General features: G+C 68.3%; 22 protein-coding genes. 11 read left to right on the top strand and 11 right to left on the bottom strand.

Annotated elements, in window-relative coordinates; genetic code table 11:
- From B2869_RS09655 to B2869_RS09625, 7 genes are all read right to left on the bottom strand, one after another.
- Positions 1 to 143, bottom strand: a 143-nt coding sequence (locus B2869_RS09655) for an ATP-binding cassette domain-containing protein (protein WP_292765645.1), incomplete at its 3' end; no start/stop codon positions are given.
- Positions 144 to 171: 28 nt separating this feature from the next.
- Positions 172 to 1275, bottom strand: coding sequence for a phosphate ABC transporter permease PstA (pstA, locus tag B2869_RS09650; RefSeq protein ID WP_029267231.1), 1104 nt, complete (start codon positions 1273 to 1275; stop codon positions 172 to 174).
- Between the two features lies 1 nt (position 1276).
- A complete protein-coding gene (pstC, locus tag B2869_RS09645) occupies positions 1277 to 2227 on the bottom strand; it encodes a phosphate ABC transporter permease subunit PstC (RefSeq protein ID WP_021199103.1) in 951 nt (316 codons plus the stop codon).
- A gap of 92 nt (positions 2228 to 2319) precedes the next feature.
- A complete protein-coding gene (gene pstS, locus B2869_RS09640; protein WP_292765638.1) occupies positions 2320 to 3426 on the bottom strand; it encodes a phosphate ABC transporter substrate-binding protein PstS in 1107 nt (368 codons plus the stop codon).
- A 150-nt stretch (positions 3427 to 3576) separates the two neighbouring features.
- The gene (locus B2869_RS09635) at positions 3577 to 4566 is read right to left on the bottom strand and encodes an NUDIX hydrolase (RefSeq protein WP_051668074.1); all 990 of its coding nucleotides are present in this window, start codon (positions 4564 to 4566) and stop codon (positions 3577 to 3579) included.
- Entirely contained in the window at positions 4563 to 6728 is a 2166-nt protein-coding gene (locus B2869_RS09630) for an RNA degradosome polyphosphate kinase (RefSeq protein WP_029258690.1), read from the bottom strand. Before B2869_RS09630 ends, B2869_RS09635 begins: the two co-directional genes overlap by 4 nt.
- Before the next feature lie 51 nt (positions 6729 to 6779).
- Positions 6780 to 7463, bottom strand: a complete 684-nt coding sequence (locus B2869_RS09625; protein WP_021199099.1) for a winged helix-turn-helix transcriptional regulator — start codon at positions 7461 to 7463, stop codon at positions 6780 to 6782.
- 71 nt (positions 7464 to 7534) lie between these two features.
- On the opposite strand from B2869_RS09625, the gene B2869_RS09620 reads away from it, so the two are divergent.
- From B2869_RS09620 to B2869_RS09610, 3 genes are all read left to right on the top strand, one after another.
- Entirely contained in the window at positions 7535 to 7825 is a 291-nt protein-coding gene (locus B2869_RS09620; protein ID WP_292765633.1) for a hypothetical protein, read from the top strand.
- A gap of 150 nt (positions 7826 to 7975) precedes the next feature.
- On the top strand, positions 7976 to 8578 hold the full coding sequence (locus tag B2869_RS09615) for an FABP family protein (protein WP_029258689.1): 603 nt from the start codon (positions 7976 to 7978) through the stop codon (positions 8576 to 8578).
- Position 8579: 1 nt separating this feature from the next.
- Positions 8580 to 9716: a YgfZ/GcvT domain-containing protein gene (locus B2869_RS09610; protein WP_292765630.1), complete on the top strand. Its 1137-nt coding sequence runs from the start codon at positions 8580 to 8582 to the stop codon at positions 9714 to 9716.
- A 2-nt stretch (positions 9717 to 9718) separates the two neighbouring features.
- On the opposite strand, the gene B2869_RS09605 is transcribed toward B2869_RS09610, so the two are convergent.
- A complete protein-coding gene (locus tag B2869_RS09605) occupies positions 9719 to 10546 on the bottom strand; it encodes a class I SAM-dependent methyltransferase (protein ID WP_292765628.1) in 828 nt (275 codons plus the stop codon).
- 59 nt (positions 10547 to 10605) lie between these two features.
- Between B2869_RS09605 and B2869_RS09600 the strand changes: the two genes are divergently transcribed.
- Positions 10606 to 11355, top strand: a complete 750-nt coding sequence (locus tag B2869_RS09600) for a phosphoglyceromutase (RefSeq protein ID WP_292765625.1) — start codon at positions 10606 to 10608, stop codon at positions 11353 to 11355.
- Positions 11356 to 11427: 72 nt separating this feature from the next.
- On the opposite strand, the gene phoU is transcribed toward B2869_RS09600, so the two are convergent.
- Positions 11428 to 12138, bottom strand: coding sequence for a phosphate signaling complex protein PhoU (phoU, locus tag B2869_RS09595; protein WP_021199093.1), 711 nt, complete (start codon positions 12136 to 12138; stop codon positions 11428 to 11430).
- Between the two features lie 217 nt (positions 12139 to 12355).
- On the opposite strand from phoU, the gene B2869_RS09590 reads away from it, so the two are divergent.
- On the top strand, positions 12356 to 13579 hold the full coding sequence (locus tag B2869_RS09590; protein ID WP_292765621.1) for a sensor histidine kinase: 1224 nt from the start codon (positions 12356 to 12358) through the stop codon (positions 13577 to 13579).
- On the top strand, positions 13576 to 14259 hold the full coding sequence (locus B2869_RS09585; protein WP_021199091.1) for a response regulator transcription factor: 684 nt from the start codon (positions 13576 to 13578) through the stop codon (positions 14257 to 14259). Before B2869_RS09590 ends, B2869_RS09585 begins: the two co-directional genes overlap by 4 nt.
- Before the next feature lie 70 nt (positions 14260 to 14329).
- Here the strand turns inward: B2869_RS09585 and B2869_RS09580 are convergent, their stop codons facing one another.
- Positions 14330 to 14863 (bottom strand): DNA modification methylase, encoded by a 534-nt coding sequence (locus tag B2869_RS09580; protein ID WP_292765618.1) that lies wholly within the window; start codon positions 14861 to 14863, stop codon positions 14330 to 14332.
- Between the two features lie 137 nt (positions 14864 to 15000).
- Here B2869_RS09580 and B2869_RS09575 point away from each other — a divergent pair, with 137 nt between their 5' ends.
- The 5 genes from B2869_RS09575 to B2869_RS09555 all read left to right on the top strand — a co-directional run bounded on the left by B2869_RS09575 (position 15001) and on the right by B2869_RS09555 (position 19922).
- Positions 15001 to 15483, top strand: a complete 483-nt coding sequence (locus tag B2869_RS09575) for a CarD family transcriptional regulator (RefSeq protein ID WP_017201416.1) — start codon at positions 15001 to 15003, stop codon at positions 15481 to 15483.
- Positions 15484 to 15552: 69 nt separating this feature from the next.
- Positions 15553 to 16749 (top strand): 2-C-methyl-D-erythritol 4-phosphate cytidylyltransferase, encoded by a 1197-nt coding sequence (gene ispD, locus B2869_RS09570; RefSeq protein ID WP_292765603.1) that lies wholly within the window; start codon positions 15553 to 15555, stop codon positions 16747 to 16749.
- A 103-nt stretch (positions 16750 to 16852) separates the two neighbouring features.
- Positions 16853 to 18253, top strand: coding sequence for a cysteine--tRNA ligase (gene cysS, locus B2869_RS09565; protein ID WP_292765600.1), 1401 nt, complete (start codon positions 16853 to 16855; stop codon positions 18251 to 18253).
- Positions 18246 to 19259 carry a 23S rRNA (guanosine(2251)-2'-O)-methyltransferase RlmB gene (rlmB, locus tag B2869_RS09560; RefSeq protein WP_292765598.1) on the top strand — a complete coding sequence of 338 codons (1014 nt, stop codon included), beginning with the start codon at positions 18246 to 18248 and terminating at the stop codon, positions 19257 to 19259. Before cysS ends, rlmB begins: the two co-directional genes overlap by 8 nt.
- Before the next feature lie 21 nt (positions 19260 to 19280).
- On the top strand, positions 19281 to 19922 hold the full coding sequence (locus B2869_RS09555; RefSeq protein WP_292765596.1) for an NAD(P)-dependent oxidoreductase: 642 nt from the start codon (positions 19281 to 19283) through the stop codon (positions 19920 to 19922).
- A 153-nt stretch (positions 19923 to 20075) separates the two neighbouring features.
- Here B2869_RS09555 and B2869_RS09550 read toward each other — a convergent pair whose 3' ends face one another.
- Complete coding sequence (locus B2869_RS09550; protein ID WP_292765642.1) at positions 20076 to 21380, bottom strand: DUF4032 domain-containing protein; 1305 nt, start codon at positions 21378 to 21380, stop codon at positions 20076 to 20078.
- Between the last annotated feature and the right edge of the window lie 48 nt (positions 21381 to 21428).

Genomic DNA, 21428 nt, shown 5'->3' with positions numbered 1-21428 from the left:
CGCAGGAAGGTGGACTTGCCGCAGCCGGAGGGGCCGATGAACGCGGTGACGCTGCGCGGCTGGATGTCGAGGGAGACGCCCTCCACGGCGAGGAAGTCGCCGTAGTAGACGTTCAGGTCGTTGACTTCAATGCTCTTGGACACTGCAGTTCCTTGCTTGTCGGGTCGAGGCTCAGCGGCCGGTCTTGGGTGCGAAGATCTTCGCGACGAGGCGCGCGATCAGGTTGAGCAGCATGACGATGATGATGAGCGTCAGGGCTGCGGCCCAGGCCCGCTCCACGTATGCCTCAGCGGGGATGCCCTGGTACGCGTACTGCGAGTACGTGAACACCGGGAGCGTCTGCATGCGTCCGCTGAACAGGTTGTAGTTCATCGCGTCGGTGAAGCCGGCCGTCAGCAGCAGGGGCGCGGTCTCTCCGATCACGCGCGAGATGGCGAGCATGACACCCGTGGTGATGCCGGCGATCGAGGTCGGGAGGACCACCTTGACGATCGTGAGCCATTTCGGCACCCCGAGCGCGTACGACGCTTCGCGCAGCTCGTTCGGCACCAGTCGCAGCATCTCCTCGGTGGAGCGCACGACGACGGGGATCATGAGCACGGCCAACGCGACCGAGCCCGCGATGCCCATGCGCACGCCGGGTCCGAAGATCAGCGCGAAGACGGCGTAGGCGAACAGACCGGCGACGATCGACGGGATTCCCGTCATGACATCGACGAGGAAGGTGATGGTGCGGGCCATCCGGCCGCCCTTGCCGTATTCGACGAGGTAGACGGCCGTCATCAGACCGATCGGGATCGAGATGATCGCGGCGGCGAGGGTGACCAGGAGCGTGCCGATGATGGCGTGCAGGGCGCCGCCGCCTTCACCGAGCACTCCGCGCATCGATGACGAGAAGAACAGTCCGTCGAAACGGGCGACGCCGTTGGCGACCACGGTGATCGCGACGGACACCAGCGGCACCATCGCGATGGCGAACGCCGAGGTCACGATTCCGGTGATCAGGCGGTCCAGCGCCTTCCTGGAGCCTTCGATGATGCGCGACATCACGTAGATGAGCACCAGGTAGATGACCGCGCCGAGAACGACGGAGCCGGCGATGTTGAGGTCGGATCCGCTGGCGAGGGCCTCGAGAGCGAAGGGCGTGAAGCCGATGAGGAGGGAGAGGGCGAGGAGCGCCCACGGCGACCAGCGGGGGAGGTGTCCCGAGCTGAGCGACAGCTGGGTGGGGGCCGCGCTCGCCGTGCGAGACGATTCAGGGGCGGTAACGGTCATGTCAGTTCGCTCCCGAGAATTCCTTGCGGCGGTTCACGAACCAGCGTGCGAGAGCGTTCACCGCGAACGTCACGACGAACAGGATCAGACCCGTCGCGATGAGGATGTTGATGTTGACCTGGTACGCCTCGGGGAACGTCAGCGCGATGTTCGCTGCGATCGTGGAGGGGTTCGTGGAGGTGAGCAGTTCGAAGGTGACGGCCTTGCTCACCGAGAGCACCATCGCGACGGCCATGGTCTCGCCGAGCGCACGCCCGAGGCCGAGCATGGAGGCGGAGACGATGCCGGAACGGCCGAAGGGAAGAACGGCCATCCGCACCATCTCCCAGCGGGTGGCGCCGAGGGCGAGCGCGGCCTCCTCGTGAAGGCGAGGGGTCTGCAGGAAGATCTCGCGGCAGATGGCCGTGATGATCGGGACGACCATGACGGCGAGCACCATCGCGGCGGTCAGGATCGTCCGTCCGGTAGGGGAGACGACGCCGTCGAAGAACGGGATCCAGGAGGCGTTCGTGTTCAGCCAGACGTAGATGGGCTGCACAGCGGGAGCCAGGACGAGGATTCCCCAGAGGCCGAACACGACCGAGGGGACGGCGGCCAGCAGGTCGACCACGTAGCCCAGGCCCTGAGCGAGCCGCCGCGGTGCGTAGTGCGTGATGAACAGGGCGACGCCGAGCGAGAGCGGCACGGCGAGCAGGAGGGCCAGGAAGGCGGCCCAGACCGTGCCGAACAGGAGTGGGCCGACGTAGTCCCAGAAGTTCGTCTTGAGGAGCGAGGCATCCTCGGCTGTCGCGGTGAAGGCCGGAATGGACTGCACGATGAGGAAGATCGCGACCGCGGCCAGCGTGATCATGATCATGGATCCGGCGGCGACCGCCGTTCCGGAGAACCAGAGGTCACCGGCGCGCTTCTTCGCGACGATGCGCGTCGACGCCGGCGAGGTCGTGGCTGTCATGGGAGCTGCTTCCTGCTCAGTGGAGATCGGGTGTCTGACGCGAGCAGACGGTCTCCGGGATGCCGCGCGGCATCCCGGAGACCGTCACCGGCTCACTTGATGAGGTCGATCGCAGCCTGAGCCTGCGTGCGCAGGTCGTCCGAGATCGGGGCGCTGCCGGCGTTGGTCGCGGCGGCGTCCTGGCCCTCGGCGCTGATCGCGGTGGTGAAGAACGCCTTGGTCAACGCGGCGACGTTCTCGTCCTCGTACTCGGCGCAGCCGATGAGGTAGCTGACGAGGAGCACGGGGTACGCGCCATCGGCGGTGGTGGTGCGGTCGATCGCGAAGGCGAGGTCGCCGTCGGTGCGGCCTTCCTCGATCTTCGAGGCGTCGAGCGTGGCGGCGGCACCTTCGGCCGAGTGCGGCACGAAATTGTCGCCGACCTTGACGTTGACCGACGCGAAGTCGGCGGCCTGCGAGGAGTCGATGTAGCCGATGAGGCCCTGTCCACCCTTGACGGCGTTGGCGACGCCCGAGGTCTTCTCGGCGGACTCTCCGGCGAGGTCGGCCGGCCACTCCTCGACGCTGCCCGCGGTCCACACGTCACCGGCGGTCTGGGCCAGGTAGTCGGTGAAGTTGCCCGTGGTGCCCGACTTGTCGGAGCGGTGGACGGGCGTGATGGCGAGATCGGGGAGCTTGGCGTCGGGGTTGTCCTTGGCGATCGCCGGGTCGTTCCAGTTGGTGATCTTGCCGGCGAAGATCGACGCGATGGTCTCGGGGTCGAGGTTCAGCTCGTCCACGCCGTCGAGCGAGAAGACGATGGCGATCGGCGAGATGTATGCGGGGATCTCGATGAGGTCGGAGCCGTCGACGCACGCGCCGAAGCCGCCGGCCGAAATCTCGTCGGTCTTGAACGCGCGGTCCGAGCCGGCGAAGTTGACCGCGCCCTGCTGGAAGGACTCGCGGCCACCGCCCGAGCCCTGCGGGTCGTACTCGACCTGGGCGTCGGGGTTGGTCTTCTGGAACTCGGCGGTCCATGCCTGGATGGCGACCTGCTGCGAGGAGGCGCCCGCGCCGACCAGGGAACCGCTGACGGCGGCGGTGCTGGAGGTGGGCTCGTCGGTGGAACCGGTGCCTGCTTCGTTCGCGGCACAGCCGGCGAGTGCGAGGGCGGCGACGGCGCCGATGGCGCCGATTCGTGCGATTCGGGAGATCTTCACTGTGGATCCTTCGATCTGGAATGGGTGGGGCCCGGTGCAGGGCACACAGTGACGCTATGGGCGACGGTTAACGAGACTCTCCCGAGCAGGTGAACGGCAGGTGAACGACGGGCGACTCTCTGGGGTGCTCCCGCGAGAAATCAGGGGACGTCAGACCTTGGGGATGTGCGTCTCGATCGCGATGATCCCGGATCCGGGGTTCGTGGCCGACAGATGCACGACCGAGAACGCGGCCGGCTCGAGGTCTGCGGCACTGCTGAGATACGACCCCTGGATGGTGCCTGTGGCCAGGGCGATCTCGGAGAGCAGACCCGGAAGCACCGGCCCGTGGCTGCACAGCACCGCAGGCTTGCCGGCGCGGATGCGGCGACCGACGACCGCGCGCAGATCGGACTCGCCGTCCTCCCAGGCGTCCTGGCTGATCTTCTCCGTCTTCACGGGCTTGCGATCGAGCGCACGAGCGAGAGGAGTGATCGTCTCCACGCACCGCACCGCGTCGCTCGTCACGATCCTGCGCACGCCGAAAGCGCGCAGCGGTCCCACGATCGACTTCGCCTGCTTCCGGCCGCGGTCGGTGAGTGGCCGTGAGGCATCCGACCCGTCCCACTCCGAGCGGGGCGTCGCCTTCGCGTGCCGCAGGGCGATCACCGGGAAGGTGCGCAGCACACCGTCGTCGACGAGGTTGGAGAAGAAGTCGAGGATCTCGAGGTCGACGGGGTAGCTCAGGCGCGCTCTCGCCTTCTTCACGCTCACCCACTCGAGCGCGGCGATCTCCCGGTTGGGAACGAACGTCGACTCCCGGATCGCGGCGTCGGTCGCCTCTGCGGCCCAGTAGTGCACGACCTTCTGCTTCTGCGATGCCAGGTGATAGCGGCTCACACCGACCGAGACTCCGAGCGAGACCCGGATGCCGGTCTCCTCCTGTACCTCGCGCACGGCCGTCTCGGCGAGCATCTCCCCAGGATCGACCTTGCCCTTGGGGAGCGTGATGTCGCGGTACTTGGTGCGGTGTATCAGCAGGATGCGCAGCTTGCCCTCGACGAGGCGCCACACCACGGCTCCCGCCGCGTACACGGCCTTGTCCGTCCACTTCGAGTTCGTCGTGGTGCCGACCGGGAGCTGCAGCTGCCGCGTGTTCATCGGACCGCCCGCGCGCGACGGCGCCGCTGGATCAACCCCATGGTCTTATCCTGCAGGTCGATCAGGGGCTTGCCCTCCGCATCGACGGCGTGGCGCTCCCAGACCCCTCCTGCACCGAGATGCCACGAGGTCGTGCCGGCATCCATCGCCAGGTCGAAGAACGTTCCGAGCTCTTTGAGGTGGGCGGGGTCGGTGACGCGCACCAGGGCCTCCACCCGGCGGTCGAGGTTGCGGTGCATCATGTCGGCACTGCCGATGTACACCTGAGGATCGCCGCCGTTCTCGAAGGCGAAGATGCGCGAGTGCTCCAGGTATCGACCGAGGATGCTGCGCACCGTGATGTTGTCGCTGATCCCGTCGAGGTCGGTGCGGAGACTGCAGATACCGCGCACCCAGACGTCGACCTTCACACCCGCCGCGCTCGCACGGTAGAGCGCGTCGATGATCTCCTCGTCCACCATCGAGTTCACCTTGATGCGGATGTGCGCGGGAATCCCCGCCTCGGCGTTCTTCCGCTCGGCATCGATCTGGCGGACCAGGCCCTTGCGCAGGTGCAGGGGGGCGACAAGGAGGCGCTTGAACTTCTTCTCGATCGCGTAGCCGCTGAGCTCGTTGAAGAGTCGTGTCAGGTCCTTGCCGACCTGCGCGTCGGCGGTGAACAACCCGAAGTCCTCGTAGATACGGCTGGTCTTCGGGTTGTAGTTTCCGGTGCCGACATGGGAGTAGTGCTGCAGCTTGCCGTCTTCCTCGCGGATGACGAGCGCGAGTTTGCAGTGGGTCTTGAGCCCGACGAGGCCGTAGACCACGTGCACGCCGGCCTTCTCGAGCTTGCGCGCCCAGACGATGTTGTTCGCCTCGTCGAAGCGGGCCTTCACTTCGACGAGGGCCAGCACCTGCTTGCCGGCCTCCGCCGCGTCGATGAGCGCCTGCACGATGGGGCTGTCGCCGGAGGTGCGGTAGAGGGTCTGCTTGATGGCGAGCACGTGCGGGTCACGGGCCGCCTGCTCGAGGAACGCCTGCACGCTCGTGGTGAACGACTCGTACGGGTGGTGCACCAGCACGTCCGACTTGCGAATCGCCTTGAAGATGTCCGCCCGGTTGCTCGATCCCGCGGGCTGGAAGGCCACGGCGGTGGTCGGCAGGTGCGGCGGATACCGCAGGTCGGGGCGATCGATGCGGGACAGGTCGAACAGACCGCGCAGGTCGAGCGGCCCGGGAAGCCGGTAGACCTCGAGGTCGGTGATGTCGAGTTCGCGGACCAGCAGGTCCATCGTGACATCATCCATGTCGTCGGTGATCTCGAGACGGATCGGCGGGCCGAAACGTCGACGCAGCAGCTCGGCCTCGAGTGCCTGGATGAGGTTCTCGCTCTCGTCCTCCTCGATCTCCACGTCCTCGTTGCGCGTCAGACGGAACGCGTGGTGGTCGAGCACCTCCATGCCGGGGAACAGATCGCCCAGATGATTGGCGATGAGCTCCTCCAAGCGCAGGAAGCGCTTGATCTCGCCGCCTCCCGGAACCTCGACGAAGCGCGGGAGCATGGGGGGCACCTTGAGCCGAGCGAACTCCTGCCGTCCGGTGCGGGCGTTGCGGATGCGGATCGCGAGGTTCAGCGACAGCCCCGAGATGTAGGGGAACGGATGCGCCGGATCCACGGCGAGCGGCATCAGCACAGGGAAGACCTGGGCTCCGAAGTACTCCGACAGCGCGGAGCGCTCGCCGTCCGTGAGCTCGGACCACTCGGTGATCTCCACGCCGGATTCGGCCAGAGCCGGACGCACGAGCGAGGTCCAGGCATCCGCGTGCCGCAGCTGCAGGGCATGCGCCTCGCGCGAGATGTCGGCGAGCGCGTCGACGGGGGAGCGGCCGATGTTCGTGGGCACCGCGAGGCCGGTCATGATGCGGCGCTTGAGGCCCGCGACGCGCACCATGAAGAACTCGTCGAGGTTGCTCGCGAAGATCGCCAGGAAGTTGGCACGTTCGAGTTCGGGAAGCGAGGGATCCTCGGCGAGCTCGAGCACGCGCTGGTTGAAGGCGAGCCAGCTGAGCTCGCGATCCAGGTAGCGGTGGTCCGGGAGCTGGGAGTCGTAGGACTCGATGGCGTCGAAGTCGTCGTCTTCGGCGTCACCCAGCCCGGCGTCGGCGAGTGCGGGATCGATCATGGGGTACATCTAAGCACCGAGAGGTGACGCCCGTGTGAACGGAGTCGATCGTCAGCCCGCGCTGGCGAGGCCCTCATCCTCGTTGACGTTGAAGCGGTAGCCGACGTTGCGCACGGTGCCGATGATCTGCTCCTGGTCGCCGAGCTTCGCCCTGAGCCGTCGCACATGCACGTCGACCGTGCGGGTGCCCCCGAAATAGTCGTACCCCCAGACCTCGCTGAGCAACTGCTCACGGGTGAACACGCGAGCGGGGTGCGTCGCCAGGAAGTGCAGAAGCTGGAACTCCTTGTAGGTGAGATCCAGAGGCCTGCCGCGCAGTTTGGCGGAGTAGGACTGCTCATCGATCGTGACGCCTGATGCCTGCACGCGCGCGGGCTCGGCGACCTCGTCGCGTCGGGCGAGGGCGAGACGGAGTCGGGCGTCGATCTCCGCGGGCCCCGCCGTGGAGAGCAGGACATCGTCGATGCCCCAGTCTCCCGACAGCGCGCTCATCCCGCCTTCCGTGACGACGAGGAGCAGCGGCGCATCCTGCCCGGCGGTTCGCAGCAGGCGGCACAGCGACTTCGCGGCGACCAGGTCGTGACGGCCATCGACGATCACGACGTCGTACTCGGGGGCGTTGACCAGCTGTGAGGGCTCTGCGGGTATCTGGCGCGCGCGGTGGCTCAGCAGCTCGAGCGCGGGGAGCACCTGCTCTGAGAGCGGAGCGTTGGTCAGAACCAGCACCTGGGCCACGCGCACTCCTCACAGACGCGGATCGACGTCGTGCCGCCATGATACCGGGAGCGATGCGCAACAATGGAGACATGACGGATCCCGCACTCGCACCGCGCAACGCGTTCGTCGGTGTGCTCGTCGTCTGGGCCACCGCGTTCCTCGCCACCGTCGCCATCGGCATCTTCGTGCCGGAGGAATGGCGCGTGCCCTGGCTGCTGGTCGGGTTCGGCGGCGTCGTGCTCCTGTCCTTCGCCGTGCAGCTCTGGTACGGGCGTACGCAGGGTTTCATCTTCCGGGTGGCGGGGAGCGTGATCGGCGGTCTGCTGCTGATGGGCATCATCTCGGTCGGATTCGGTCTCGCGGCGCTGATCCCGTCCTGACACTGGCGCGGCGCGGTAAGGTGGAGCACATGGACCTCATGGCGCTCGAAATCTTCTTCATCGGCCTGCTGGGCCTCGCGAGCCTCGCTATCGTCTTCGTCTCGGCAGTGGTGCTGCGCAACCTCTTCCGCGGCCAGCGCTGACGCGACGATGCTCGAACTGCCCGTCGACCTTCCGGCCGATCTCGTCCCGTTCGCGTGGCTGATCGGCGTCTGGGAGGGAACAGGTGTCATCGACTACCCGGTCGGTGACGAACGCCTGCAGGGCGAGTTCACGCACCGGATCAGCTTCAGCCATGACGGGGGTCCGTTCCTGAACTACTCCGGCACGGCCACGTTCCTCACGGAAGAGGGCGCCCCCGCCGCGGCGTTGCTGGCCGAGACAGGCTTCTGGCGTCTGGCGCGCCCGGCCACGGCCGCGGATCCCGGTCCTGCACTGCTGCCTCCGACCGCGCCCGCCGTCGCACGCACGGTCGACGACGTAGAGGAGCTGCGCGCGCCGAGCGGCGGATTCCCCATCGAGGTCTCGCTCGCGCACGCCGACGGCGCCCTCGAGCTGTACATCGGCGAGATCAACGGTCCGCGCATCGACATCGGATCGGACGCCGTCGTGCGCAGTGCCGGTGCGAAGGTGCACACGGCGTCTTCGCGCATGTACGGCCTCGTCGACGGTCACCTGCTGTGGGCCTGGGACATCGCCGCCCTCGGCACCCCGCTGCGCTCTCATGCGTCGGCGCGACTGGCCAAGGTCTGAGATGTCCGTCTTCGGCCGGATCGACGGGGCCGTCACCGACGGCGACCTGATCGCGCACTTCGGCGATGCGTTCCGTGAGCAGCGGCGTCTTGCCGACGGCGCTGCCCTCGCGCCCCTCGGCGATCGCACCGTCATCGAGGTCGCGGGTCCCGAACGGCTGAGCTGGCTCGATTCGATCACCTCGCAGGCCGTCGGACGGCTCACCCCCGGTGAAAGCACCGAGCTTCTGGTTCTGGACCCGCAGGGCCGGGTGGAACACGCGGCCGGCGTCATCGACGACGGTGCATCCACGTGGCTCATCGCGGATGCGGGAGACGCCGAGGCGCTCGCCGGCTGGCTGACGCGCATGAAGTTCCGCACCCAGGCCACCGTCGACATCCGCGCCGACCTCGTGCCGGTCGGGTTCATCGACGGCGGTGTCGTCGCTGCGGCGGCCACCGCCGCCGCAGCCTCGCCGCACGGCACCGCTCTCGTCTGGGCCGACCCGTGGCAGCGGACCAGCGTCGGCGGACACCAGTACTCCGAGGTCATCGAGCATCCGGCGGCCGACTATGCGTGGCGGGTGGCGATTCTGTCCGCGGACGGGGCTGAGGCCCTCGCCGCGTCCCTCGATCGGGAGGCGCTCGCCGGTCTCCTCGCCGCCGAGGCACTGCGCGTGGCTGCCTGGCGCCCGCGCTGGACGACAGAGGTCGACGAGCGTTCGCTGCCGCACGAGTCCGACTGGATCCGCAGCGCGGTGCACCTGAACAAGGGCTGCTACCGCGGACAGGAGACCGTCGCGAAGGTGCACAATCTCGGTCACCCGCCCCGCCGTCTGGCCGCCCTCCACCTCGATGGCAGCGATGCGGTGCTTCCCGAGCCGGGCGCGCCGGTGTACGCCGGCGACGACGAGGTCGGGCACCTGACCTCGGTCGCGCGTCACCACGAAGACGGTCCCATCGCTCTCGCGATCCTGTCGCGGCGCGCGCCAGTCGGGGATCTGGTGGTGCGCGCGGACGGCATCGACATCGCCGCCTCGCAGCAGGTGATCGTGCCGGCCGACGCGGGGGCCACCGCAGACATCCCGCGCCTCACCCGTCTGTCTCGCCGACCCACGGCACCGGACCCGCGCGATTCCGTCTCCGGCGCCGGAAGCTGAACTCAGGCGGGGAGCGGGGCGACCGCGGACCAGGGCAGCGTGAGCTCGCCCAGGCGCCATCGAGTGCGTCCGCCCAGCACCGGCCATCCCTGGTCCCGGAGTGCGCCCACGGCGGCGAGGAAGCGCTGCGTGGCGCCGAACGTCGAAAGCGGAGCCGCGCGGTCCCACTCCCGATCGAGATCGACGAGCAGGGAATGGATGCGCTCGCCCGGGACGTTGCGGTGGATCAGCGCCTTCGGCAGACGCTCGGCGACGATGCTCGGGCGCTCCAGATCGGCGAGACGCAGGGAGATCGTGAAGCGCAGCGGCGCAGCGTGCGCATCCACGTCGATCCAGCTCGACACCCGGCCGATCTCGTCACAGGTCCCCTCGAACAGCAGGCCGTCAGGGGCCAGGCGGGAAGCCATCCGGGACCAGGCATCCGCGACGTCCTGCTCGTCGTACTGCCGCAGCACGTTCATGGCGCGGATCACCGCGGCCGTGCGTCCCTCGGGGAGCGGAACCTCGAAGCCGCCGCGCGCGAAGGAGACGGGCAGATCGGGAGCGAACGGCGTTCGCCCCGCACGCACCTCGGCGAGCTGGGAGTCGGCGGTCGCGACGCGCGCGGGGTCGATCTCCAGGCCGCGCACGTCGACGTCGTCGCGCACCCGGACCAGGCGGGTCGCGAGCTCGAAGGCGGTGACGCCGCTGGCGCCGTAGCCGAGGTCGACGACCAGCGGATCGGATGCCCGCCGCAGCGCGGCGCTCGCCGCGATCCAGCGATCGTTGCGTCGCAGTCGGTTGGTCCCTGTGGTGCCGCGGGTCGGCCGGCCGAGGGGAGATGACGCCATGTCTCCATCCTCCCAGCATCCGAATCGGGTGCCGTGCCCCGGGCGGATAAACTGACGGCATGACTGCGACGCGCACCCTCATCCTGCTCCGCCACGGCCGGAGCGAGTGGAACGAACTGAACCTGTTCACCGGTTGGGTGGACGTCCGCCTCAACGAGCAGGGCGAGAAGGAGGCCCGCCGCGGTGGCGAGCTGCTGGCCGAATCCGGCATCCTCCCCGATGTGCTGCACACCTCGCTGCTGAGCCGCGCGATCCAGACCGCGAACATCGCCCTCGATGCGGCCGACCGGCTGTGGATCCCCGTGACCCGCTCCTGGCGTCTCAACGAGCGCCACTACGGTGCGCTCCAGGGCAAGGACAAGGCGCAGACGCTCGAGGAGTTCGGCCCCGAGCAGTTCCAGCTCTGGCGCCGCTCGTTCGACGTGCCGCCGCCCGTGCTCGACGACGAGAGCGAATTCAGCCAGGTGAACGACGTCCGCTACGCGGAGATCGACGGCGAAGTGCCGCGCACCGAGTCGCTCAAGCTCGTCATCGACCGTCTGCTGCCGTACTGGGAGAGCGCGATCGTCCCCGACCTCGAGGCCGGCAAGACGGTGCTCGTCACCGCGCACGGCAACTCGCTGCGTGGTCTCGTCAAGCACCTCGAAGGCATCAGCGACGACGACATCGCCGAGCTGAACATCCCGACCGGCATCCCGCTGGTCTACGAGCTGGACGAGAACAACGTCCCCACCGGACCCGGCCGTTACCTCGACCCCGAGGCCGCCGCCGCCGGTGCCGCCGCCGTCGCGGCGCAGGGCAAGAAGTAGGAGCTTCCGCTCGGAACACCGAAGCCCCCGATGCACACGCATCGGGGGCTTCGGTGTTTCTCGACGTGCGGGTCAGGCGTGGCCGAACTCCTGCTGGCCCAGCTCCTGCTGCTCGACGGCGAGGGGGATGTCCTCCTCCTCGACGGCCCAGTCGCCCGTGGCGAGGTAGACGACCTTCTTCGCGACGGCCACCGCGTGGTCCGCGAAGCGCTCGTGGTAGCGGCTGGCGAGCGTGGCATCGACGGTCGCCGTGGCCTCGCCCTTCCAGTTGTCGCTGAGCACCTTCTCGAAGACGGTGGCGTGCAGCTCATCGACGTCGTCGTCCGCGTTGCGGATGGCGTCGGCGAAGCGCAGGTCCTGGGTGCGCAGCAGCTCGGAGAGCGTGCGGGCGACCTCGACGTCGAGCTCGCCCATCTTCACGAAGGTGCCCTTGAGGCCCTTCGGGATGGCGCGCTCGGGGAAGCGGAGGCGGGCGAGCTGGGCGATGTGCTCCGACATGTCGCCCATGCGCTCGAGCGAGGCGCTCACGCGCAGAGCCGTGACCACGATGCGCAGGTCGCGGGCGACCGGCTGCTGGCGGGCGAGGATCTCGATGGCCTGCTCGTCGAGGGCGACGGCCAGCTCGTCGATCTTCGCGTCGTCGGCGATGACCTCCTCGGCCAGGGCCACGTCGCTCGTCGCGAATGCCCTGGTGGCCTTGTCGATCGAGACCGTGACGAGGTCGGCGATCTCGACGAGACGATTCTGAAGGTCCTCGAGGGACTGGTGGAAGACTTCGCGCATGTTGGGGGCGCAACCTTTCATTCGGATCTCGGCTGTGTCAGCGCGAGACGGCGGGTCGTCCGCACGAGAGCAGGTCTGTGCTCCCGCACAAGCCCGAAGCGATTGTCTGCTTCGAAGGTTAACGAACGGTGCCCAGCACGTGAATAGTACTTCTCCTGTTCCCGCCAGGGCGCGGAAACCCGCCGGACGGACGGTGAACGCACTCTACGCTTGTGTCATGACCTTGCCGCAGCTCGCGCTGTCTTCGCTCGCCATCGGGCTGGTGATCGGCGTCGGCCTCTCCCTCCTCGTGGTGTGGGCATACCGTGCACGGGCGCGGGTGCAGGAGGAGACGTCGCTGGCGATCCCGGCCGGCATCACCGATGTCCTGCACAGCATGGATGATGCCGCGGCGATCGTCGACAGCTCCGGCCTCGTGCTGGCTTCCTCGCAGGCCGCGACGCGTTTCGGCATCGAGGTCGGCTCGACGCTCGATCACCCGGAGCTCCGCCAACTGGTGCGCGGCGTCCGGGAAGCGGGCGGCTCCGTCACCGAGTCGATGCGCATCACACGTGGGGGACTGAGTCTCGACCCCCGTCTGGTCTCGGCCCGTGCCAGCGTCATCGGCACACGTCTGGTGCTGCTGATCATCCGCGACGTCACCGAGCAGGAGCGACTCGACCAGATGCGTCGCGACTTCGTGGCGAACACCAGTCACGAGCTGAAGACCCCCGTGGGCGCCGTGAGCCTTCTCGCCGAGGCCATCGAGTCGGCGGCCGACGATCCCGCGCAGGTGCGCATCTTCGCCGCACGCATCTCCGCCGAGGCCGGAAGACTCGGGCAGCTCACCGGGCGCATCATGAGCCTGTCCCGGCTGCAGGCCGAGGACGGCCTGACGAAGGTCGGTCCCGTCGCGATCGACGAGGTGATCGCCTCCTCGATCGAGGCCCATGTCGTGCAGGCGGATTCCGCCGGCGTCGAGCTCGCCAGAGGCGGGGACCGCGGCGTGTTCGTGCGCGGTGACGCACAGATCCTGATCGAGGCGGTCGGCAACCTGATCGCCAACGCGATCGTGTACTCGCCCCGCGGCTCCCGCGTCGGAGTCGGCGTGCGGGCGGAGGCGGGCGTGGTCGAGATCGCCGTGTCCGACCAGGGCATCGGTATCGCCGAAGCCGATCGTGAGCGCATCTTCGAACGGTTCTACCGTGCGGACGAAGCCCGCTCCCGGCGCACCGGGGGTACCGGTCTCGGGCTCTCCATCGTCAAGCACGCGACGCAGCGGCACGGCGGAGAGGTACGGCTGTGGTCCCGTCCGGGCCGGGGCTCCACGTTCACGATCCGTCTTCCCCGGATCGACGCCCCCGACAACCTCGACGCGGGCAAGAAGAGCAAGAAGAAGCGTGCGCGCAAGGCGGCCAAAGCCGCATCGTCCGCGCGCGTTCGAAACGGAGAGAGAGCATGACCCGAATCCTTCTCGTCGAAGACGAGCCCGACCTCGCCGACCCGCTCGCGTACCTGCTCCGGCGTGAGGGTTACGAGGTGGAGATCGCCGAGGACGGCCCCGGCGCTCTCGCGGCCTTCCGGGAGCGCGGTGCCGACATCGTGCTGCTCGACCTCATGCTTCCGGGGATGCCGGGCACCGAGGTGTGCCGACAGATCCGGTCCACCTCGGCCGTGCCCATCATCATGCTCACAGCGAAGGACTCCGAGGTGGACATCGTCGTGGGCCTCGAGCTCGGCGCCGACGACTACATCACGAAGCCCTACTCGTCCCGCGAGCTGCTCGCACGCATGCGTGCCGTGCTGCGTCGGGTCGTGCAGGCCGAGGGTGAGCTCGACGAGCGCGTGCTCGACGGCGGGCGGGTGTCGCTCGACATCGACCGGCACACCGTCTCCGTCGCCGGCGCGCAGATCAACATGCCGCTGAAGGAGTTCGAGCTGCTCGAGGTCCTGATGCGCAACTCCGGACGCGTCTTGACCCGCGGACAGCTCATCGACCGGGTCTGGGGGAGCGACTACTTCGGCGACACCAAGACGCTCGACGTGCACATCAAGCGCATCCGCTCGCGCATCGAGGAGAATCCGAGCGAGCCGGTCATGCTCGTCACCGTGCGAGGTCTGGGGTATCGCTTCGAAGGCTGATCCTCAGGCGGAACGGAGAAGAGACCGGCACCCTGCGGGGGTGCCGGCCTCTTCTCGATGCGGTGACGCGTCAGTTCGCGGGCGCCGGAGCTGCCGTGTCGGTCGGCAGGGGCGTGGGGCGAGGGGTCGACTCCTTCTCGGAGGGGACCAGGTCTGCGTAGTACGGGAGAGTGCCGTCGAGCACGGGCACCTCGGTCTTGACGCCGGTGGAGTCTCCGGACTGGAAGTGCATCTCCACCGTGGCGCCGGGCTTGGTGTCGAGGCCGACGATGCGCAGCGGCTCCTCATCGGCGCCCAGGCTCACCGTGCCCCCTGCGGGGACGGTGACGACGAGCGGATCGACGCCCTCGAGGGTGATCGTCAGGGTCGCCTTCTCCTCCGAGGGGTTCACGATGGCGGCGACGAAGTTCCCGACCGAGCCGTCTTCGGTGGCCACAACGAGGGCGTTGCGCACGTCGATCGGGCCGTCGGCGTCGGAAACGTTCACTCCGTCGGATGCGGCGTACTCGGTCTTGGTGGACTGCGGGGTGATGAACGTGCACCCGGTCGCACCGAGCAGAACGAGGGCGCTGAGGGCTGCAGACGCAACAAGGCGCGATTTCACGGGTCCTCCTGAGGTCCGGCGGGGATATCCGCATCCATTCTATGCGTAAGTCGTGAGGGCTCCTGCGGCACCGGAGGCGCGAACCTTAGCGCATGACCCCTGTGGTATCCTTGAGGTTGCCGAAAGGACACGTTTTTATGCTTTTTGAGGTTGGCGAGACCGTCGTCTATCCCCACCATGGCGCTGCGACCATCATCGAGGTCAAAGAGCGCATCATCAAGGGTGAGGCGAAGAAATACCTGAAGCTCAACGTCACCCAGGGCGATCTCATCATTGAGGTCCCCGCGGAGAATGTCGACCTGGTCGGCGTTCGTGACGTCATCGGCAAGGAAGGCCTCGATCATGTTTTCGAGGTGCTGCGAGCACCCTTCACAGAAGAGCCCACGAACTGGTCGCGTCGGTACAAGGCGAACCTCGAGAAGCTCGCCTCCGGCGATGTGATCAAGGTGAGCGAAGTCGTTCGCGACCTGTGGCGTCGTGACCAGGACCGCGGACTCTCCGCGGGTGAGAAGCGGATGCTGGCGAAGGCTCGTCAGATCCTCATCTCCGAGCTGGCGCTCGCCGAGAAGACCGACGAGGACAAGGCGGGCGCACTGCTCGACGAGGTCCTCGCGTCCTGAGCTGTTCCACGACGAAAGGCGGGTGCTTCGGCATCCGCCTTTCGTCGTCTTCGCCGGTAACGTGATGCTGTGACCATCCTCCCCGTCCCGCGTACCGCGATCATCGTCGTTGCCGCCGGCTCAGGCACGCGTCTGGGCGCACGCGCCCCGAAGGCCTTCGTCGGTATCGATGCCCGTTCCATCCTTCGCCATGCGCTCGACGGAGTCTTCGCCGCGGCCCCGGCCCAGGTCATCGTGGTCGCCCCGGAAGGGTGGGAGGGCGACGCCGAGTCAGAGCTTCGAGAGGCCGCCGGCGAACGGGCCGACCTCGGGCGTGTGGTCGTGGGCGGTGCGACCAGACAGCAGTCGGTCGCGGCGGGTCTCGCCGCGCTCTGGGGTGACGTCGAGACGGTGTTGGTGCACGATGCGGCGCGCGCGCTCACCCCTCCGACGCAGATCGATGCGGTCGCCGCGTCGGTGACGGCAGATGTCGGCGTGATCCCGGCGCTGCCCGTCGTCGACACCCTCAAGAAGGTCGTGGACGGTGTCGTCGTCGCCGCCGTCGACCGTTCCGAATTCGCCGCGGCGCAGACGCCGCAGGGGTTCCCGAGGACGCTGCTCGAGTCCGCGTACGTCGCGGCACGCGACGGTGGCACCGAGTACACCGACGATGCGGCGCTGTTCGCTGCGGCGGGTCATCCCGTGCGGTACATCGGAGGCTCCGAGCGGGCTTTCAAGATCACCACCTCGGCCGACCTGGAGCGCGCCCGGCATCTGCTCGGTACGAGAGCCGCAGCATCCGGCACCCCCCGCGTGGGCATCGGGACGGATGTCCACGCTTTCGGCGGCGAAGGGAACCTGTGGCTCGCCGGGCTCGAATGGGAGGGGGAGCAGCCGCTGTCCGGTCATTCGGACGGAGACGCCGTCGCCCACGCGATGGTCGACGCGCTCCTCGGGGCCGCGGGTCTCGGCGACATCGGGGAGCACTTCGGCACCTCGCACCCTGAGTACGCCGGTGCGCACGCCGACGTCTTCCTGGCCCGGACCCGCGAGCTCCTCGCTGGAGCCGGATTCGACATCGGCAACGTCTCGGTGCAGTTCCAGGGCAATCGGCCGCGTTTCAGCCCTCGACGGGCAGAGGCCGAGGGCGTTCTGTCCGCTGTCCTTGGCGCCCCGGTGACGGTGACCGCGACGACGACGGACGGGCTCGGATTCCCCGGGCGGGGCGAGGGTATCGCGGTGACGGCCATCGCGTCGGTGATCCCCACCGGTCCCCGAGAAGGCTGACGATCAGGGGAGGAGGCCTCCCGGTCGGTCGCCGAACGTCACATCGGACAGCGAATAACGCTGCAGGGGCTGGCGCTCAGCGGTCGCCGAGTAGGCTTGAGCGGTGACAGTCCGCCTCTACGACACCCGCGCGCAGCAGCTGCGCGACTTCGTGCCTCTCGATCCCGAGAACATCACGATGTACGTGTGTGGACCCACGGTGCAGTCGGGGCCCCACATCGGGCACGTGCGAGCCGCTCTGAGCTTCGATCTGCTGCGCCGCTGGCTGGAGTACCGCCACGGTCGGGTCACGTTCGTGCGCAACGTCACCGACATCGACGACAAGGTGCTCGCCAACGCGACGGCCTCCGAGCCGTGGTGGGCATTGGCGTACCGGATGGAGCAGGAGTTCACCGCAGCGTACGCGGGTATCGGCATCCTGCCGCCCACCTACGAACCTCGGGCCACGGCTTCCGTGCCGCAGATGCAGGAACTCATCGCGCTCCTGATCGAACGCGGCCACGCCTACCCGGCACCCGACGGCTCCGGCGATGTGTACTTCGACGTGCGCTCGTGGGCGGAGTACGGGGCGCTCACCCATCAGTCTCTCGACGCCATGGAGGCCGCAGAGGATGCGGACCCTCGGGGCAAGCGCAACCCCCAGGACTTCGCGCTCTGGAAGGGCAGCAAGCCTGAAGAGCCGGCCGATGCGACCTGGGCGTCGCCGTGGGGATCCGGGCGGCCCGGATGGCACATCGAATGCTCCGCGATGTCGAAGCGCTATCTCGGCGCCGAGTTCGACATCCATGGGGGAGGGCTCGACCTGCGCTTCCCGCACCACGAGAACGAGCTCGCGCAGTCGACGGCAGCAGGTGACGGCTTCGCGCGCTACTGGGTGCACAACGGGCTCGTGACCGTCGACGGCCAGAAGATGTCGAAGTCGTTGGGGAACTTCACGTTGGCGGCCGATGTGCTGGCCGCGCACGATCCACTGGTGGTGCGGTACGCACTCGCCGCCGCCCACTACCGGTCGAGCCTCGACCTCGGCGACTCGTCGTGGGCCGAGGCCGAGGCGGCTCTCAACCGGATCAGCACGTTCCAGCAACGCGCCGCACGTGTTGCCGGAGAGGGCATCGGGTTCTTCCTGTCGCAGAGCCTCCCCGCCGCGTTCGCAGCGGCGATGGATGATGACCTCGGCGTGCCCCAGGCGCTCGCGGTGCTGCACGAGACGGTGCGTGCGGGAAACGCAGCGCTGGACGCGGGGGAGGACACCGCCGCGCTCGACGCGCTGCGTGCCGTGCTGGCGATGACTTCCGTCCTCGGCCTCACGCCCACTTCCGATGCGAAGACCGGCGCTTCGGAATCCGCTCTGGACGCCCTCGTCCAGACGATGATCACCCAGCGCGCCCAAGCACGCGCTGACAAGGACTGGGCGGCGGCGGATCGCATCCGAGATGCGATCGCCGCCGCAGGAATCACGCTGGAGGACACTCCGGCCGGAACTCATTGGAGTATCGATGGCTAAGCCAGGGCGCCCCGGCGCGAGCAAGGGAAACAAGAAGGGCCCGACCAAGGGCACCGGCGGACTCGGGCGCAAGGCGCTCGAGGGGCGGGGACCGACGCCGAAAGCGGAGGACCGCGCCTGGCATCCCGCGGGCAAGCGCAAGGCCGCAGCCGAGCGCTACGCGGCAGCCACGGGCGGCAAGGGACGTCCCGGCGGCAGTCGGCCGGGCTCCGGCGGCGGGGGGAACCGTGCGCCCAAGGCCAAGGCGGGGGACGACACCGAGAACGTCACGGGTCGCAACTCGGTCCTGGAGGCACTGCGCGCGAAGATCCCGGCGACGGCGTTCTACATCGCGCAGCGCGTCGAGATGGACGACCGCGTGAAGGAGATGCTCTCGATCGCCACGCATCGGGGCATCCCCGTGATGGAGGTCACGCGTCCGGAGCTCGACCGTATGGCCGGGTTCGACGGCGTGCACCAGGGCGTCGCTATCAAGGTGCCGCCGTACGAGTACGCGCACCCGCAGGATCTGCTCGAGCAGGTCATCGACCGCGGCGAAGTGCCGCTGTTCGTGGCGCTCGACGGCATCACCGACCCCCGCAACCTGGGCGCCATCATCCGCTCCACCGCGGCGTTCGGCGGGCAGGGGGTCATCCTTCCGCAGCGTCGCTCGGCCGGCGTCAACTCGGCGGCTTGGAAGACCAGCGCCGGAGCCGTCGCCCGCACCCCCGTGGCGCTGGCGACCAACCTCACCACGCAGCTCAAGGAGTTCAAGAAGCAGGGCGTGTTCGTGCTCGGTCTCGACGGTGATGGCGACGTGTCGCTCCCCGACCTGCAGCTCGCCGATCGTCCCGTGGTGATCGTCGTCGGCTCGGAGGGCAAGGGGCTGTCGCGCCTGGTGTCCGAGACCTGCGACCAGATCGTCTCGATTCCGATCTCCGCGGCCACCGAGTCGCTGAACGCCGGTATCGCGACATCCGTCGCCCTGTACCAGGTCGCGTCGCTCCGCGCCGCGAAGAAGAACTAGACGTCCGAGGGAAGGCTGACCATGGCTCGCATCATCGTGATCGGAGGGACCGGGTACGCCGGTCGCCACATCGTCACGGAGGCGGTGAGTCGTGGCCACGCCGTCATCGCGATCTCGCGTTCGGAACCGACCGATCCGGTGGCCGGAGCCGCCTACCTGCAGGGCTCCGCTCTCGACCTGGCGCCCCTCGCGGACGCGTTCGTCGGTGCGGATGCCGTGGTGTCGGCGCTCTCTCCGCGTGGCGACATGGAAGACCGTGCGCTCGAGGCGCTGTCGAACGTCGTCGAGCAGATCGCCGGTACGGCCACCCGTCTCGGCGTGGTCGGCGGTGCCGGTGGAAGCCTGGTGGCGCCCGGAGGCCCGCGTCTGTTCGATCAGGACTTCCCCGAGGAGTACAAGCACGAGGCGCAGGTCGGGATCGACTCCCTCGCGCTCCTCGAGGCGACCGACACGGGACTGGACTGGTTCTTCATCCATCCGGCCGAGGTGTTCGGTCCCTGGGCGGAGGGCGAGCGTACCGGCCACTATCGCGACGGGGGCGATGTGATCGTCCGCGATGCCGAAGGCAAGTCGTACATCTCCGGTGCCGATTTCGCCGTCGCCGTGGTCGACGAGATCGAGCAGGGCAATCACCACCGCGAGCGTTTCACCGTCGGCTACTGACCCCCACCCCACCCCCGCCCCCGCCGGGCCGCGTCGAGAGCACGTGGTCTCGCCGAGCGCACGACTGGCTGGCGTCAACAGGCGGCGCATTCGACGACAACCCGTGCACTCGGCTCACCCGCACTCGACGACAACCCGTGCGCGGGGAGGGGGTCAGACCAGGTCGCGCCAGTCGATGTCCTCATCCTCGTCGGCCACCGGGGTCACGCCGGTGATGACCGGAAGGCTCATCGTCTCGGTGGGCGGCCCCATGATGGTGGCTTCGTCGCGCCGGTGGCGCAGCACCTCGTTGATGTAGCTGGTGAGCACCTCGGCGAGTGGGATCGAGCGTCCTTCCGCCTGAGAGAGGTACCAGCGGTGTTCCAGCACCTGGTGGAACACCTCAGCCGGTTCGAGCTTGGCGCGCAGCTCGTAGGGGATCGCGCGAACGACGGGCTCGAACACCCGGGTGAGCCACTCGTGCGCGTACATCTCTTCGTCCGCCCATTGCTTGGTCGAGCGCGCGCGGAACTCGTCGAGGTCGTTGAGCAGCCGTCGCGCCTGGTTCTCCTCCACGTCGAGCCCCGTGAGACGGATGAGGCGCCGCTGATGATGCCCGGCGTCCACGACCTTCGGCTGGATCTCGACGACGGTGCCGTCCGCGGTGGTCGACATCGACATCTCATCGATGTCGAATCCGAGGGCGTTGAGCCGTTCCACGCGCTCGGTGATGCGCCACGTCTCGGCGGCGGAGAAGGACTCCTGTGCGGTGAGCTCGGCCCAGAGCGAGCGGTAGGACGACACGATGCCGTCGGCGATCGCGACCGCATCCACCCCGTGCTCGAGGCGTCCGCCGGCGGCGAGGTCCATGATCTCGCCGGCGATGTTCGTTCGAGCGAGGTCGAGGTCGTAGGCGCGCTGCCCATCGGTCAGACCCTCCTCATGGAGCTCTCCGGTCTCCGCGTCGACGAGATAGGCGGCGAAGGCCCCGGCATCACGACGGAAGAGGGTGTTCGACAGGGAGACGTCGCCCCAGTAGAAGCCCACGTTGTGGAGGCGCACGAGCAGCAGCGCGAGCGCGTCGACCAGACGGTTGGCGGTGTCCGGGCGCAGGACGCGCGTGAACAGCGCACGGTACGGCATCGAGAAGCGCAGGTGGGAGGTGACCAGTGCCGCGGGGAGGGGATCGCCATGGGCATCGGTGCGCCCCGCGATCACGGCGACCCGGTCGACGCACGGCACGTCGAGTCGGGCGAGGTTGCCCAGCATGTCGTACTCGCGCTGTGCCATCTCGGCGGTGGTCTCCTTGACGGCGACGACGCGACCCGAGAGGTCGGCGAACCGGACGAGGTGGCGGGAGAGCCCCTTGGGGAGCGAGACGATGTGCTCGGACGGCCATTTGGCGAGCGTGGTGGACCAGGGGAGGGCGAGCAGTCCCGGATCGACCTTGCTTGCGGTGATCCGCAGCGAATCCTGCATGATGCTCCTGGTGGCGTGCGAAGAGGAAAAAGAGACGCGGGGCAGGGT

Origin of the sequence: Microbacterium sp. UBA3486 (assembly GCF_002377845.1) — a bacterium.
Lineage (GTDB): Bacteria > Actinomycetota > Actinomycetes > Actinomycetales > Microbacteriaceae > Microbacterium > Microbacterium maritypicum_A.
The sequence above is the reverse complement of the archived record's forward strand: the minus strand, read 5'-3'. Positions and strand labels throughout refer to the sequence as shown.

Excerpts from the sequence above, each read along its gene's own strand:
- pstA (WP_029267231.1), bottom strand. The coding sequence starts at position 1,275 with ATGACCGTTACCGCCCCTGAATCGTCTCGCACGGCGAGCGCGGCCCCC.
- pstC (WP_021199103.1), bottom strand. The coding sequence starts at position 2,227 with ATGACAGCCACGACCTCGCCGGCGTCGACGCGCATCGTCGCGAAGAAG.
- B2869_RS09635 (WP_051668074.1), bottom strand. The coding sequence starts at position 4,566 with ATGAACACGCGGCAGCTGCAGCTCCCGGTCGGCACCACGACGAACTCG.
- B2869_RS09630 (WP_029258690.1), bottom strand. The coding sequence starts at position 6,728 with ATGATCGATCCCGCACTCGCCGACGCCGGGCTGGGTGACGCCGAAGAC.
- B2869_RS09620 (WP_292765633.1), top strand. The coding sequence starts at position 7,535 with ATGACGGATCCCGCACTCGCACCGCGCAACGCGTTCGTCGGTGTGCTC.
- B2869_RS09615 (WP_029258689.1), top strand. The coding sequence starts at position 7,976 with ATGCTCGAACTGCCCGTCGACCTTCCGGCCGATCTCGTCCCGTTCGCG.
- B2869_RS09610 (WP_292765630.1), top strand. The coding sequence starts at position 8,580 with ATGTCCGTCTTCGGCCGGATCGACGGGGCCGTCACCGACGGCGACCTG.
- B2869_RS09605 (WP_292765628.1), bottom strand. The coding sequence starts at position 10,546 with ATGGCGTCATCTCCCCTCGGCCGGCCGACCCGCGGCACCACAGGGACC.
- B2869_RS09600 (WP_292765625.1), top strand. The coding sequence starts at position 10,606 with ATGACTGCGACGCGCACCCTCATCCTGCTCCGCCACGGCCGGAGCGAG.
- phoU (WP_021199093.1), bottom strand. The coding sequence starts at position 12,138 with ATGCGCGAAGTCTTCCACCAGTCCCTCGAGGACCTTCAGAATCGTCTC.
- B2869_RS09590 (WP_292765621.1), top strand. The coding sequence starts at position 12,356 with ATGACCTTGCCGCAGCTCGCGCTGTCTTCGCTCGCCATCGGGCTGGTG.
- B2869_RS09585 (WP_021199091.1), top strand. The coding sequence starts at position 13,576 with ATGACCCGAATCCTTCTCGTCGAAGACGAGCCCGACCTCGCCGACCCG.
- B2869_RS09575 (WP_017201416.1), top strand. The coding sequence starts at position 15,001 with ATGCTTTTTGAGGTTGGCGAGACCGTCGTCTATCCCCACCATGGCGCT.
- rlmB (WP_292765598.1), top strand. The coding sequence starts at position 18,246 with ATGGCTAAGCCAGGGCGCCCCGGCGCGAGCAAGGGAAACAAGAAGGGC.
- B2869_RS09555 (WP_292765596.1), top strand. The coding sequence starts at position 19,281 with ATGGCTCGCATCATCGTGATCGGAGGGACCGGGTACGCCGGTCGCCAC.
- B2869_RS09550 (WP_292765642.1), bottom strand. The coding sequence starts at position 21,380 with ATGCAGGATTCGCTGCGGATCACCGCAAGCAAGGTCGATCCGGGACTG.